Annotated in this window: 15 protein-coding genes; 9 read left to right on the forward strand and 6 right to left on the reverse strand. The window is 68.4% G+C overall.

Translation table 11 applies throughout. The annotated features are described in order from the left end of the window. Window positions 1-41 precede the first annotated feature (41 nt). The 5 genes from AB0368_RS36535 (at window position 42) to AB0368_RS36555 (ending at window position 4,387) form a co-directional block, all read left to right on the forward strand. Window positions 42-1,769, forward strand: coding sequence for an AMP-binding protein (locus tag AB0368_RS36535; protein ID WP_366158625.1), 1,728 nt, complete (start codon window positions 42-44; stop codon window positions 1,767-1,769). Further along, on the forward strand, window positions 1,766-2,728 hold the full coding sequence (locus AB0368_RS36540) for a GNAT family N-acetyltransferase (protein WP_366158626.1): 963 nt from the start codon (window positions 1,766-1,768) through the stop codon (window positions 2,726-2,728). The genes AB0368_RS36535 and AB0368_RS36540 overlap by 4 nt, the downstream gene beginning before the upstream one ends. Then, window positions 2,725-2,919 carry a hypothetical protein gene (locus AB0368_RS36545; RefSeq protein ID WP_366158627.1) on the forward strand — a complete coding sequence of 65 codons (195 nt, stop codon included), beginning with the start codon at window positions 2,725-2,727 and terminating at the stop codon, window positions 2,917-2,919. Before AB0368_RS36540 ends, AB0368_RS36545 begins: the two co-directional genes overlap by 4 nt. Before the next feature lie 33 nt (window positions 2,920-2,952). Further along, window positions 2,953-3,822, forward strand: a complete 870-nt coding sequence (locus AB0368_RS36550) for an SAM-dependent methyltransferase (RefSeq protein WP_366158628.1) — start codon at window positions 2,953-2,955, stop codon at window positions 3,820-3,822. A 70-nt stretch (window positions 3,823-3,892) separates the two neighbouring features. Then, window positions 3,893-4,387: a response regulator gene (locus tag AB0368_RS36555; RefSeq protein ID WP_366158666.1), complete on the forward strand. Its 495-nt coding sequence runs from the start codon at window positions 3,893-3,895 to the stop codon at window positions 4,385-4,387. Between the two features lie 477 nt (window positions 4,388-4,864). On the opposite strand, the gene AB0368_RS36560 is transcribed toward AB0368_RS36555, so the two are convergent. The 4 genes from AB0368_RS36560 to AB0368_RS36575 all read right to left on the reverse strand — a co-directional run bounded on the left by AB0368_RS36560 (window position 4,865) and on the right by AB0368_RS36575 (window position 8,698). Beyond that, window positions 4,865-6,874 (reverse strand): SpoIIE family protein phosphatase, encoded by a 2,010-nt coding sequence (locus tag AB0368_RS36560; protein ID WP_366158629.1) that lies wholly within the window; start codon window positions 6,872-6,874, stop codon window positions 4,865-4,867. A gap of 519 nt (window positions 6,875-7,393) precedes the next feature. After that, window positions 7,394-7,618, reverse strand: coding sequence for a translation initiation factor IF-1 (gene infA, locus AB0368_RS36565; RefSeq protein WP_366158630.1), 225 nt, complete (start codon window positions 7,616-7,618; stop codon window positions 7,394-7,396). Continuing rightward, a complete protein-coding gene (locus AB0368_RS36570; protein WP_366158631.1) occupies window positions 7,618-8,352 on the reverse strand; it encodes a GNAT family N-acetyltransferase in 735 nt (244 codons plus the stop codon). Before AB0368_RS36570 ends, infA begins: the two co-directional genes overlap by 1 nt. A gap of 187 nt (window positions 8,353-8,539) precedes the next feature. After that, window positions 8,540-8,698, reverse strand: coding sequence for a hypothetical protein (locus tag AB0368_RS36575; protein WP_366158632.1), 159 nt, complete (start codon window positions 8,696-8,698; stop codon window positions 8,540-8,542). A gap of 206 nt (window positions 8,699-8,904) precedes the next feature. Between AB0368_RS36575 and AB0368_RS36580 the strand changes: the two genes are divergently transcribed. The 3 genes from AB0368_RS36580 (at window position 8,905) to AB0368_RS36590 (ending at window position 10,847) form a co-directional block, all read left to right on the forward strand. Continuing rightward, window positions 8,905-9,495: a MerR family transcriptional regulator gene (locus tag AB0368_RS36580; RefSeq protein ID WP_366158633.1), complete on the forward strand. Its 591-nt coding sequence runs from the start codon at window positions 8,905-8,907 to the stop codon at window positions 9,493-9,495. A 337-nt stretch (window positions 9,496-9,832) separates the two neighbouring features. Next, on the forward strand, window positions 9,833-10,147 hold the full coding sequence (locus AB0368_RS36585; protein ID WP_366158634.1) for a hypothetical protein: 315 nt from the start codon (window positions 9,833-9,835) through the stop codon (window positions 10,145-10,147). Window positions 10,148-10,184: 37 nt separating this feature from the next. Further along, window positions 10,185-10,847 (forward strand): redoxin domain-containing protein, encoded by a 663-nt coding sequence (locus tag AB0368_RS36590; protein ID WP_366158635.1) that lies wholly within the window; start codon window positions 10,185-10,187, stop codon window positions 10,845-10,847. Window positions 10,848-10,968: 121 nt separating this feature from the next. Here the strand turns inward: AB0368_RS36590 and AB0368_RS36595 are convergent, their stop codons facing one another. Beyond that, window positions 10,969-11,961, reverse strand: a complete 993-nt coding sequence (locus AB0368_RS36595) for an RHS repeat-associated core domain-containing protein (RefSeq protein ID WP_366158636.1) — start codon at window positions 11,959-11,961, stop codon at window positions 10,969-10,971. 78 nt (window positions 11,962-12,039) lie between these two features. On the opposite strand from AB0368_RS36595, the gene AB0368_RS36600 reads away from it, so the two are divergent. After that, on the forward strand, window positions 12,040-12,540 hold the full coding sequence (locus AB0368_RS36600) for a pyridoxamine 5'-phosphate oxidase family protein (protein WP_366158637.1): 501 nt from the start codon (window positions 12,040-12,042) through the stop codon (window positions 12,538-12,540). A gap of 449 nt (window positions 12,541-12,989) precedes the next feature. On the opposite strand, the gene AB0368_RS36605 is transcribed toward AB0368_RS36600, so the two are convergent. Continuing rightward, on the reverse strand, window positions 12,990-13,676 hold the full coding sequence (locus AB0368_RS36605) for a glycerophosphodiester phosphodiesterase (RefSeq protein WP_366158638.1): 687 nt from the start codon (window positions 13,674-13,676) through the stop codon (window positions 12,990-12,992). Window positions 13,677-13,845: the final 169 nt, after the last annotated feature.

A 13,845-nucleotide genomic window follows, 5' to 3' on the forward strand; every position in this document is an offset into this window, starting at 1 on the left:
CCCGTGCGCCATCTGCCTGCCGAGCCGAAAGGGAGTCACACATGCGAACCATCGTCGACGCCATCGTTGGGCACCGTGGTGGTCCGGGCACGCTCACGGTGCTCGGGGCGGACGGCTCAGCGCGTACGGTGGGCTGGGCGGCCGTCCACGACCAGGCCCGGAGAGTCGCCACCCGGCTGCGGGGCCACGGCGTGGGACAGGGGTCGCGCGTGGGTCTGCTCGCGGACACCGGCATCGACCTCGTCACTACCCTGCAAGCGGCGTGGCTCACCGGCTCCGCGATTACCATGCTGCCGCTGCCACGACGCGACGAACCCGCACCGGCCGGCCCCGCAGGACCCGGGGACGGGTACCTGCGCCGCATCCGGGGCATGGTCGACGACGCCGGGCTGGATCTGGTCGTGATCGGCCACCCCGCGCAGCACCTGCGGCGGTTCTTCACCACGTGGGTTCCGACCGCGGCGCTGAGCTCGCTGACGGAGAACGCTCGAACGACCGAGCCGGCGACGCCGGTGGCGCCGAACCCGTCGGACCTCGCCATCCTGCAATACACCAGTGGATCGACACGGGAGCCCCGCGGTGTGCGGGTGACCCACGGCCGGCTCGCCGCGAACCTCGCGTCGATCGCGGCGGCGACGCAGCATGATCGAGTGCACGGCTGCGCGTTCAGCTGGCTGCCGCTGTACCACGACATGGGGCTCATCGGCTGCATGGCTCTGCCGATGTCATGCGGTTGCGCACTGGTACTGCAGTCCCCGGCGGCGTTCACACGCCACCCGATCAGCTGGCTTGAAGCGATCACCCGGTACCGTGCCACCGCCACCGTGGCGCCCAACTTCGCCTGGTCCCTCATGGAGCGCCTGTTGCGCGACCGTGCCGCCGCGGAACCGGCGATCGAGCTCGGCTCGCTGCGACTGGCGCTGACCGGCGGGGAGCCGGTCGATCCCCGGGCGATGCGACGGTTCCTTGCCGCCGCGGCGCGGCACGGCCTGGATCCGGACGTCTTCACCTGCGCGTACGGGCTGGCCGAGGCAACCCTCGCGGTCACCGTGAGTACGCCCGGACGGGGATTGCGCCTCGACGTCGTCGAACCCGACGCGTTGGAGCGGCACGGTACCGCGCGAGCGGTGGCCGGCGGCCGACCGGGCCGGGCACTGGCTCGCCTCGGCAGGCCGGTGCCCAATACCCGCATCCGGATCATGGACCGGCTCGGCGGCCATGAGCTGGGCGAACGGCTGGTCGGACACATCGAGGTGAGCGGACCAGGCGTGTGCGACAGCCACGGAGGCGGCCCGCCGGCGGCGCCCGACCGGTGGCTTCGCACCGGCGATCTGGGGTATGTCACGGATGGCGAGCTCGTGGTGTGCGGCCGCGAGAAGGACCTGCTGTTCGCCGCGGGCCGCAACGTGTTCCCCCAGGACGTGGAGATCGCCGCCGGCGGCGTGCCTGGGGTCCACGCGGGCAACGTGGCGGCGTTCGGCATCCCCGGGAACGGCGGTGACCGGCTCGCGGTAGCAGTCGAGTCGCGGGCCTGGGCGGATGAAGCCGCTGCTACGGCAATCCGGCAGGCGGTGGCCACGGTGGTCGCCGACGAGGTCGGGCTCACGCGCCGGGTCGTGGTGGTGCTCGCGCCGGGCCGGCTGCTCAAGACGTCCTCGGGCAAGCTGCGCCGCGCTGACACCCGGCTGCAATACCTGGCCGGAGGACTCGTCGCAGCCGCGGGCGTGACCGGCGGGCTCGCCGCTGCCGGGACGGAGGCGTCGCGATGACGGCCGGGACGACCGCGAACTCCGACGGCGCGGTCACCGGCCGGCGCGACGCGTGGCGGCGCGAGATCGCTCAGGTGCTCGACGTGCCGGTGGCCGCGCTGGGCGACGATGCCCGCCTCATCGACGACCTCGCCCTGGACAGCCTCGCGATGATGAGCCTGCTGGGCTGGCTGGACAGCCGAGGAATCCGCGCGGCCGGCCAAGACGCGCTGCGGCGGATCGGCGACATCCTCGCCCTGCTCGAACACCTGCCCGCCGGCGGCGGGGTCTCCATCGTCATCCGCGGAGCGGGTACCGCACCGGACCCGAGCGCTCCCTGGCGGCCGGACGAATTCCGTTCTGCGCAACCGCCGACATCCGAAGCGGGAAACTTCCCACTCGCGCCCGTGCTGGGCAACCAAACGTACCGGCTGACCCCGCTCAGCAGCGGCGATGTGGACTTCCTGTACGCACTCGCGGTACATCCGGCAAACGGCTACCGCTGGCGCTACCGGGGTGTTCCTCCATCGCCCGACCGGTTCGCCGCAGAGCTTTGGGGCCAGGTCCTGGTCCAGTACGTCGTCCGCACCCGTGCCACCGGCGAGCCGGTCGGGCTGGTCGTCGCCTACAGCGCCGACCTCGCCCAGGGATACGCCTCGGTCGCCGCCGTCTTCCTGCCAGAGCACGCCGGCACCGGACTGGCCGCCGACATCACGGCCCTGTTCGTGCGGTACCTGTTCCACACCTTCCGACTGCGCAAGCTCTACCTGGAGATTCCCGGCTTCAACTGGCCGCAGCTGCGCAGCGGCGCCGGCCGCCAGTTCCAGGTCGAGGGAGTGCTGCGCGACCACGACTTCTACGCCGGACGATTCTGGAACAAATACCTCTGCGCCATCTACCCGACCGACGCCGACTCGCACAGCGCGGCCGGCCCGTCCGTCGCCCGCCCATCCATCCCCTCCGAAAGGAGCAGCACATGACCATGCGCGTTCTGTACCCGATGGCCGTCGCCGCGGCGGCAGCCGGCCGTACCGGCGGCACCTTCCCCGGACGACCGGACGCGGGGCGCGAAGACCCAGCCGCCCGCCTCGTGGTTGTTCGTGAGTCTCGGGTTCTGGTCGCGAACCCCGTGACTGATGGCCCCGATCGGGTGTCCGTCGCCCGGGCCTGACAGGCAATGGTCGTAGAGTGGCCGGGAAGAAGAATGGATGACGCGCGCTTGAGGAGCGGATGCAGACCCGCCCATCGAGAAGGGGAGGCTGCCGTGGCCGATCAGCGGTTGGACACCACGCGCGCACATCCCGCCCGGCGCTATGACTACTGGCTCGGCGGCAAGGACAACTTCGCCGCCGACCGACAGTCCGGTGATCTGGTCGCCGCGCAGTTCCCCGCCATCCGCATCGCCGTCGTGGAGAACCGCAAGTTCCTGCGCCGCGCCGTCACCTACCTCGCCGAGCAGGGCATACGACAGTTCCTCGACATCGGTACGGGCCTGCCCACCGCCGAGAACGTCCATCAGGTCGCACAGCACATCGCCCCTGAGTCGCGCGTCGTCTACGTTGACAACGACCCGCTGGTGCTCGCGCACGCCCGCGCGCTGCTGACCAGCACCCCCGAAGGAAAAACCGCCTACCTTGATGCGGACCTGAGAGACGCGGGCGCCATCCTGGCCGATCCGGTGCTGCACGACACCCTCAACCTCACCCAGCCAGTCGCGCTGATGCTGGTATCGGTGCTGCACTTCGTCACCGACGACACTCTCGCGAATGAAGCGGTCAGCACCCTGCTCGACGCCGTGCCGCCTGGTAGCTACCTGGTGCTCTCGCACGCCACCAACGACTTCATGCCGCCCGAGGCCGTGGACGGCATCGCCGCGGCTGATCGAGCCACCCGAGTCGACTTCGCGTTCCGCACCCGCGAGCAGATCGCTTCGTTCCCCAGCGGCCTGCAGCTGATCGAGCCTGGGATCGTCTCCACTGCTGAATGGCGACCGGATCCCGGAGACCAACCGCTTCCGGATCGTGAGGACACCGCCGGCTGGTGCCTGGTCGCACACAAACCACCCCTCGGATAACCCTCCCGCACGCCACCCTGTCCCAGGCTGCACTGCCGACGCTGCTGGCACCAGCGTGGCCGACGTCGCGATGCCCACCCGGACGTTCGCCACCCGCCGGCAACCGCCTGACGTCGACTTGACCGACCTGAACATGCCGCACCTCGATGGGCTGCAGCTGTGCCAAGCGATCCGTCAGGATCCGGCCTTGCGCGACATCCCGGTGGCCATTCTCAGCGGAGGTATCCAGCCTGGCGATTCCCGCTTCGCCCAAGGGCAGGTGTGCGGTGTGCAACACCTCGTCGAGACGGCCACCACCAGCACAACGACGACCCTTCCACCTGCCCGAACCAGGCCGCTTGAGCGCCTTCAGGCCGGAATCGGGCGGCCGTTGCCTCTACCGGACACCGCCTCTCGGACCGTCCATGGTCATTCGTCTGACGGTTTCGCCTGTGAGGGCCTCGAGGCGGTCAGCTGCACCCCCGCAAGCGCTGAGCCTCGGCTGCCAGTTCGCAACATGACGAGCCCGCATCAATCCCGTCAGCCGGTCCCTGAACGGCGCTCAAGTTCCGCCGCGGCCCGGTGAAATAGTCGGCCATCCACCTCAGTAGCTCAATATCGCCAAGCAACATGCCAGCCACCTCGCCGTTCCGAAAGCCTTGAATGCACGCCGGGGAAGCCGGGCACGGCGTTGTGGTTCGTGTGCCCCATGAGGATCCACGGCCACCACCCCTCGAGCTCGATGTGATGCTCGGCGGTATTTCTGGGACACCAAATCGGTCAGTGGGCGAGCCTACGCGCGCCGCCCAGCCCCAAGGCTGGACTCGACACTCCTAGGCGTTCCACCGGATGGGCACTGTTACCGGCTGCGAGGCGAGCCCATCGGGCCTGGATGCTGGGACTTGTCGCACTTACGGGCAGCCGCCGTCGACATGAGACGAGGACCCGCGGCGGCAATGGTGTTGAGCGATCTGCCCAACCTCAAATCGCTGTACCTATTCGACGAGGCGCGTGGCTTTCCGATAGGTCGCCGGTCGTTGGAAGTACAGATCCGATCGGCTCGTCAGCGATTCATGGTGTGCAGGGTGAGGGCGAGAATGGCGACGTCGTCGCTGCGGGGGTTCGGGCCGACGTTGGCGGTGAGGATGTGTTCGACCAGCTGCTCTGGATCGGTGGTGGGTGCGGACCGGATCGCTCGGCAGAGTTCGGTCAGCCCGCGGTGCAAGGTGTAGCGGCGGTCTTCGATGAGCCCGTCCGTGTAGAGAACGAGGCTGCATCCAGTCGGCAGGGGGAAGACCTGATCGCGGTAGGTCGCCTTGCGGGTGCCCAGCGGCGGCCCAGGTTTCGCGTGCAGCGGTGCAGCGTGGCGGTCGGCGCGGAGGATGGGTGGTGGGTGCCCGGCGAGTACGGCCGTCGCTGTGTGCTCGCGGAGATTGACTTCGAGGTAGCAGCAGGTGGCCATGGCCTGCGGTTCATAACGCAAGAGGTGTTCGTTCGCTCGGCGCATCACCTCCGACGGCGAGCAGTCGTCGGCGGCGTAGGCGCGTACTGCGCTGCGTATCTGTCCCATGGTCGCCGCGGCCTGGGCGCTGTGGCCGGCGACGTCGCCGATGACGAGGGCGGCCCGGTCGGCGTCGATGTGAATGACGTCGTACCAGTCGCCACCGACGTCGGCGCCGTGCGTCCACGGTAGGTAGCGCACCGCGTGCCGGGCGCCGGAAACGCTGGGTAGGGCCGCGGGCAGCAGCGCTCGTTGCAGGTCCGCGGCGATGGACCGTTGGGCTTGGTAGAGCAGGGCCCGTTGCAGCGCCTGGGCGGCCAGCCGACTGAAGGCTGTCAGGTTGGCGCGTTCGTCGTCGTCGAAGTGGCGGGGCCGCCGATAGCCGACCACGAGGGTGCCGATGACCTGTCCGGCCGTGGTCAGCGGTAGGAAGGCCCACGCCTTCCGCCCGCCACCGGAGATGGCGCTGCCGGGGTCGGGTTGGGCGGCCACAAACTCCTGCGGTGAGCTGAGGTAGCGGGCTTGCCCGGTGAGGGCGACGCCGGCTGCCGGGTACGGGTGCGACATCGGCACCTGCCTCAGCTGCTCGACGACGTGATCCTCGTAGCCGGCGGAGTACCGCAACGCCAGCCGGCCCTGCTCCGTGAGAAGCACGGCGAGTCCGTGCCCGCCTGCGGAGGGTCGTACCACGGCGCCCATGGCTAGGTAGACCTCGTCAGGGGTATTGGCGGCGACCAGCGCCGCCGTGACGGTCTGCAGTGCTGTGGTCCGTTGCGCCGCGGCGTGGGCCCGCTGGGCACTGTGCTCGAGCTGCCGTTGGTGATCGGCCTGCTCCGTGACGTCGCGGTAGGAGAGGGCGACGAACCCGGTGTCGACACGGACGGCCTTGAGTTCCCACACCTGCGATGTGTTCGGCGAGGACATCTGGTGATGCCAAGAGTCGCCGGTCTCGGCGACTGTGCGCAGGTGTGGCAGCAGGTCGACGTCGGCGGCGCCGGACGGCTGCTCGACGATCCGCTGACCGATGAGATCCTCGACGCTGCGGCCGGCGAGTTTCGCGCCGACCTGGTTGACGTACTCGCGGGTGAAGTTCACGATGGCGCCGTCATCGTCGCGGACCGCGCGCAGCAGCGCGAACCCGTCGAAGGCCGCATCGAGCGCGTCATAGAGCCGGGCGCCGCCCTCGCTCTCGGATCCCATCGTGAGCTTGGAGAGATCGACGAACCGGGCCACGAAACCGTCACCGAACGGTATGACGCGGATTTCGAAGTGACCGGTCACGGTATCGCGGTCGTAGTAGACGGTGCGCACTGCCGGTTCCCGGTCCTGCACGACCTGCCGGTACAACGGCAGCGTCCCGTCGGTGACCGTTTCGGGCCACAGTTCCCGATATGTACGGCCGGTGAGTTCATCCCGAAGTCGTCCGAGGAACCGGCTACCGGCATCGTTGAGGTAGGCGAGCGTGAAATCCACGATGTCGCCATTCTCGGCACGGACCGCTGTCGCCAGCGCGCATCCGTGCGGATCACCTTCCAGCAGCATCACGAGATCCGCCGACGGCTGTGCGCTCATGGCATCCTCACCCCATCGGCGCTGCCCGCGTAGCCCGCACCAGCGTAACCGTGCAGCCCGCTCACCGCCCCGACAGGTTGGTCGTCGGCCTGTGCGCTCGGTGTGCACCCCAGAACCCGTCGGAATCGATCCGCGCTCTGCGAGCGTACCTGGTTGCGTGGCGCTGATCTCGTCCCTCGAGCCGTGTAGGGGCGTCGCTACGTCGTCGACGCCGGTGGGGCCGCCGCCGATGATGGCGCAGGTCAGCTATTGACGGCGGGTCTTCGGGTCGTTGGTGACGGCAGCGGCCTCGAAGGCGCGCAGCAGACGTCCGCGCAGGTCGATGGCCTGCTGGAGGGTGCCGGCCGCGACGGCGCCAGCCGGCCCGGCCGCGGTCAGGCAGCCGACCCGGCATGGCTCAAACGGCTCGGCCCGACCGCGTCGTTTTGTGACTGCCAGCGTTCAACTCCGCCACCGGCGCCGATCGAAGACGCGGAGCACTGACGAGACCGGCGCCGGGAGACCGGCGCCGTCCTCCGTCTAGTTGCGGTACCGGAAGAGGATCCGGCCCCTCGTCAGGTCGTACTGGCTGAGTTCGACCAGCACGCGGTCAAACGGCAGAATCTTGATGTAGTTCTTGCGGATCTTGCCGCTGATGTGGGCCAGGACGACGTGGCCGTTGGCAAGTTCGACGCGGAACTTGGCGTCACGCAGGCACTCCAGCACGGTGCCCTCGAGCTGGATGCCGTCGGTTGCCTTGGGCATCAGTGGATCACCAGCTCGAGGTTGCTGCCGGTGCAACGCGCGCCGGCGGCCTCAAAGAGGGCGATAGCCGCGGTGTTGGCCTCGTGCACGTCCGCGGAGACCGTCGCGACGCCGCGGACGTGGGTGGCCGTCAGGATCTCCGCGAGCAGGGCGCGGGCGATGCCGCGGCGACGGTGGTCGGACCGGACCGCGATGAGGCCGATCCTCGTATGCCTCGGCAGCAGCGCCAGACGGGCCAGGCCCACGTAGGCGTCGAGCTCGGCGGCGACCGCGTAATAGGTGGGGTCGAGCGGTCGGGACAGTACCGCCGGGGGCATCTGAGCCCAGCCGATCGTGGCCTCGACCTCGGCGCGGATCGTGCGGTCCAGGTGACGCAGCGGGTCCAGCTCGGCGGTGCCGATGGGCAAGAGTCTCAGGCCCGGCGGTGGTTCTGCACCATCGCCGCCGCTCGACATGACGTACTCCCATTCGCGGCGGCGGGTGGTCAGGCCGGCCTGCACCCACCGGGTTCGCAAGTTGAGGTCGGCCTCGTCCACGACGGTGTACAGCGGCCGCGGCAGGGCGGCCAGCATGACCTCGGCGAGGTAGAGGAAGACGTCGTCGTGCCAGGCGTCGATGCTGAGGAAGAGGCGGCCGTCCGGGCGGGGCGAGGCGTCGCCGCGGCCGACCACGAGGTCGTCGTCGAGGGCATGCCAATGCCGCTCGGCGACGCGCGTGATGACGAGTGTATTCATCGGTGTCACCTTTCGAGAGATCCCAAAGGGACGCTCCCGGCGGCGCCTACTGCAGTCGCCCGACCGTGACGGGGATGGGGAGCACCCACATCGCTACAACGTTCACGGTGCTCACCCCCTCAGGCCGGACCACGGTCGGTGGCACGCTACCGCCACCGCCCCCCGTCCGTCCAGCGATTAAGCGATCTCAGGCGGCCCGGCGTTCGGCGCGTTGCCGGACGAACTCTTCGACCGCGGTGGGCAGGGGTGGCCTGCACAAGGTGGAATGGCACGGCAGCAGCACCCGCGGCTCGTCCGACCAGCGCTCGGCTTCGGGTGCCAGCACCGTGAAAGTGCCGTTCAGCACCCCGAGCGTGACACTGAACTACCGGATCCGGCTGGACCTACGCCTGGTATCCAACCGGCCTACAAGAAGCAATCGATACCGGTAAGCCGACACCCCGACGCCAATAGATCAACTCGACCGTCGACCGATAGCCGCGATCGCAGGCCTTGCACCCGACGTTGCGTCAGGTTCTAGCGTCGGACGCGTACCCCGGACCTGGAGGTTGCGTGCAGAAGTCCCAACGTGAGTGGCGTGTCGGCGAGCTGGCCAGGGCGACCGGCGTGACTGTCCGCGCGCTGCACCACTACGACCGGCTTGGTCTGCTTGTGCCATCGGCCCGCACTGCCGCCGGCCACCGCTGCTACACCGGAGACGATGTCCGCCGGTTGCACGTCATCTTGGCGTTACGCAGCTTCGGGCTGAGCCTGGCGCAGATCCGCGACACGCTGGGCGAGGCGGTCGGTGACCCAGCCGGGCTGCTGCGTCGCCAACTCGCCGAGACCGAGGAACGGATCCGCCGCGGGATCAGCCTGCGCAGCCGCCTGCTCGGAGTACTCGGCGCGCTCGACCGAATGGCCGAGCTCTCCACGCCGGAATTTCTTCAGTTGATCGAGGAGATGGTCACCATGAACCAGCCACTTACCCCGGAACAGCTCGCCGAGATGCAACGCAAACGTGCCGAATACGCGGCGTCACTGACGCCGGAAGAGCTGGCCGCGATGGGTCGGCGTCGTTCGGAAGCCTTCGCGGCGATGAACCCGGAGCAGGTAGCGACGATGCAGGCACATCGCGCCCGTTGCCTGCCTCCGGCCGGCTGACACCGATCCCTGGCCGGAGGCGTCCCACAGCGTCTTCGGCTGGGACCGCTCCGCTGCGAGTTCGCGCTGCCGACCGGCAGTTCGCCCGCGCGGCGCGCTCCGACGTGGCCTGCGACGACTTTGCCCGGTAGGCCGGGTCCAATGCTTTTTTTCCTGTCCGTGAAGGAAGGAAACGCTGCGTGCCTGACGTCGTCGTGACCTCGGGAAACCCCCGATCGGGAGTCACACAGCCGTCGTTCTCGTCGATGTCGCCGCGCTCGGCCCCGGCGTGCTCACGCCGGGCGACAGGGCCACCGGGGAGGCCCTTCTGGATGTACAGGATGCAACGTCGTTGATCGTGGCATCCCCAGCGTGCAAGGGCACCTACGCCGGCGCCCTGAAGGCGCTCCTCGACCAGCTGCCGCCCAATGCCCTGGCCGGCGTCCTGGGGGTTCCGGTCGTGACCGCGGATGTCCAGTCGAAGGCCGACATCGCGGAGATCCGCCTGGCCGGTCTGCTCGGCGACCTCGGTGCCGACGTCGTCGACTTCGGCCTCACCGCGACCGGATGCGAATTGAGCGACCTCCCCGCCGTCGCGGATCAGTACGTAGCGGCTGCACCCCTGACGAACATCAACGGTCGAAACCTGTCTCATCACAGTGTGCAAACCTAGTTTTCCTACAGATACAGTAGGTATTAGGCTGAGCGGCATGACCGTGATGCATGAAGCGAAACGCGTCGATGACGTGGCGTTCCGCCGGCTGATGAATCGTCACGACTTCTGGGAGCGGATGATCGGCGCCGGCGCCCGGCTGCCGATCCGACCGCTCATCGAGGTCGACCTGGGCCCGATCCACCTTGATCGGATGATGGGAACCGGCCCGGTGGTGCTCGTCTTCGTGCGGCACGCCGGGTCGGCGGCCTGCAATGCGGCGATGGTCGACTTCCGGACCAACCTGGCGCCCGCGCTGAGCGACCTCGACGCACACCTCGTCGCGGTCAGCCCGCAGGCACCCCAGCGGCTGGCCGCTCTCAAGCGGCGACACGACCTGCAGTTCTTCGTCGCCGCCGATCCGCGGTGCGCGCTGATCGATGCCCTCAACATCGGGTTCGCCAGTCCCGGCGCGGACGCGATCCTCGGAACGAACCGCTCGGTACTGCCCCTCGCGTCAGTGGTCGTCGCGGATCGGGCCGGCACGGTGCGCTTCGTCGACGTCCGCGCCAGCTGGGCCACTCCCCCGGAGGCCGGCCGCATCGTGTCCGCGGTCGCGTCGCTCGACAAGCCGCACAGAAAGGAGCCGCGGGGTTACGCAGCACCGGTGCTCGACCTCGGCCGGGAAAAGCTTCGGCGTGACAGAGAAGCGGCCGCTTGAGCGGTGGGCCCGATGGGCCGGGGCGCGGTTCGGTACCAGATGCGACAAATCCCATAGAGCAACCAAACTTCAGGAGCCGCGTTCCTCGTCGCCCTGGCGGCCGGCGGCGTGGATGTGGGGTTCAATGTGGTAGCCGTGCTCCAGCCGGCCAGCACCAGTGGGAATGTCCCGCGGCTGGGAGCCCTAGAGAAGGTTGGCGGGTTTTCGGCATCAAGTCACAGTATGCCGGTGGACGTCGGCTGTTGCAGGTAGGACAGTGGCCCTCACGAACGCCGACACCCAGGCGCGCATCACATGAGGCGGGATAGCGATGACACCGGCGCGCCAGCCACGCGGTAGATGACATGGATCCCACCGGACGGCGTCCGCTCCCAGTAGCCGCCAGCGGTGAGACCGACCTAAAGAGACGACGTTCCCGCTGGGTGAGCGGGCGCCGTTGTTCCCGCCGCTGTTGCCACTGCCGTTGCCCTTGCCGTTGTTGCCCCATACCGCCGGAGTTGGTTCCGCTGCCACTGCTTTCGTTGCCCGCACAGGCGACGCCGCCGCCTTCCGCACATGCGGCCGAACCGAGGGTGAGGCCAGACGGGTCGGTGAAGCTGATCGGCGTGTTGTCCGCGTAGGAGTACGGATTCCACTGCTGCGGGTCGGTCAAATCCATGATCGGGTCGACGGAGATGAACCGGCCCAAAGATGGATCGTATTCGCGGGCGCCGAGGTGGGTCAGGCCGGTGTTGTCGCAGGCGCCTCTGTCGAAGCCTTTGTCGCCGGCCCAGCTGGTGGGCTTGGTGCCGCGGTCCTCGCCGAACGGCAACGTGCGTCGCCTGGTCGCTTTCAGGCTCGCGTCGCTGGAGACGGTGGCTGTGGCGGTGGCGGTTCCTTGGTGGTCGTTGACCAGCCACGTAAGGGCCGTCGGGGTACGGACCGCGTTGGTGGAGCCGCCGTGGCTGTAGTAGCGGATGCCTACCGCGTTGCCGGTCTCGGGCTTGCGGATCTCCAGGCCGCCGGGCAGGTAGAGGATGGCGCCGGTGGGGTCGCGGCGAATGAGCCGGTCGCCGTTGGGTCCGTGGGTGTAGCTGGTGGCGTCAGCGGTGGTGGCGGGTTTGCCCGGCAACAACCGACGTACCTTGTGACCTGGCCGCTATGTTCCCCTTGGGTGTAAGCCTTGGGCAAAGTGCAATGCAGGAGTTGATGGATGCCAATCGATTGGGCTGCCGTGGCGGCACGGCTCGACGGTGCACGAATCTACTGGCTTGCCGTCCTTGACCGGAGGGGCGCGCCGCGGACATTCCCGAGATGGGGCGTCGTTCTGAACGGTGCACTATACTTTTACGTTGATGGAGCGACGGGGGCTGCTCTGGACTTGTGGCGCGACCCGCGAATAGCTATCAATCTTGAAGATGGCGAGAATCCCGTTCTTGTCCGGGGTACGGCTAAGCCCGTTGGCAGGCCGACCGAGCTTCCCGAAATAGTCGCGGCCTTCTCGGCGAAATACGTTGATGCCGACGATTCTCGCTTCCCGAACACAACACCCGGGCCCGCCGACTACATATACATGGTTACGCCAACTTGGGCGCTATTTACCGAGGAGGCCGAGGCGAGGGCGGCGCACCAGATAAGTCGATTGAAACGTGATCCCAGGGTTCGTATCTGGAACCCGAAAGAGACATCCGCCACTCACAGTTTGGAATCTTGAGTCCTGATGTCATGGGATATCTGTGATCGCCTGACCCAGTCAAGCGGCCCACCCGGAGCCAGGCAAGGGCGGTCCGCCTACCTGCATGGCCAAGAGCACCGTCGAGGGCGTGGATTTGCAGCCAGGCGATGAGGTCAGCGGCGATCGTGGCGGCGACGCACCAGGCCTGGTTATGGCGAACTCGCGGGACGGTAACCGGCGCAGGCCGGCGCCTCTGGCGCAGCGGATCCGGCCTCAGCGCGGGCGTGGCGTGCAGGGGTGACGGGCATCCGAGCTCCCCGAGATCCGGAGATCCGATGCCGGCCGGCATCGGCCCGGCTCGGCACTTGGCCTGCCTTGAAGCGACCCGAATACGACTTCACGGCGGCGGGGGCACGGCGGCAAACCTGCTGGCTGCGACGACCTGGCGAATCGCCGCGAATGCTGGGATCGCCTAACCGCCTGCACCCTCACGGCATGGGTGGTTCCGCAGTGGTACCGCGATGCTGCGCCAACCGGCTCACCATCATCATGTTCTTACTGATCACTCCCGTCACGCCGAGCCGTGCGGCGTGCGCAAGTTCGGCCTCGGACTCGACGGGCCAGGCCAAGACCAGGTCGGTGGCTTGACGGAGCTCGGCCACCACAGGGGCAGTCAGCAGCCGCAGCCGGATCGAGACGCCGCCCACCCGTTCGCGGCGGAGCCGGACGCGCAGCCGGGCGAGTTGGATTGAGCTGGCGACGGACATGATTCGCCGCACGTTCATCTCCGGTGGGAAGGCCTCGAGCATCGCCCACTCTTTCGTGCACACCGCAACCGGTACGCCGGGACACCGGGTCCGCAGTGTCTCAGCGACGCGAACCGCGACCGTACGGGACCGACCTTTGAGGTCGAGCAAAAGCCGCGGGTCTCCGGCCGCGACTGTGAGGATCTCGTCGAGCTCCGGCACAATGACGTTGCGCCGCCGGGTGATGCCGCTTGATCTGTCCCAATACAGGTGGCGCCCGAGCGCGCGGCTGTGCCGCATCTCGAGGGCGTCACGGTAAAGGTGCACGTCCGCCTCGACGAGGTCTGCCCCGGACTTGAACGCGGCCCGCAGGCCAGCCACGGTGTTGCCGGCTCGGTGGGCGACGGCGAGCATCCGGTGATCAGCCACGCTCGCAGGCTATCCGTGATCACGTGCCCGTCGCGCGGCCCCCGGGCGGTCTCGACCCGGCGGCCGGGAGTTCGGCGACGGAGGTGTGGCACGGTTGCCGCCTCCTGTCAACGTTTCTCTGCGCCGAGTTGGGTCGCCAAGCCGAGCTAGTCATTTGGCTCAACTGGGG

The organism is Actinoplanes sp. NPDC051475 (assembly GCF_040689425.1).
Taxonomy (GTDB): Bacteria; Actinomycetota; Actinomycetes; order Mycobacteriales; family Micromonosporaceae; genus Actinoplanes.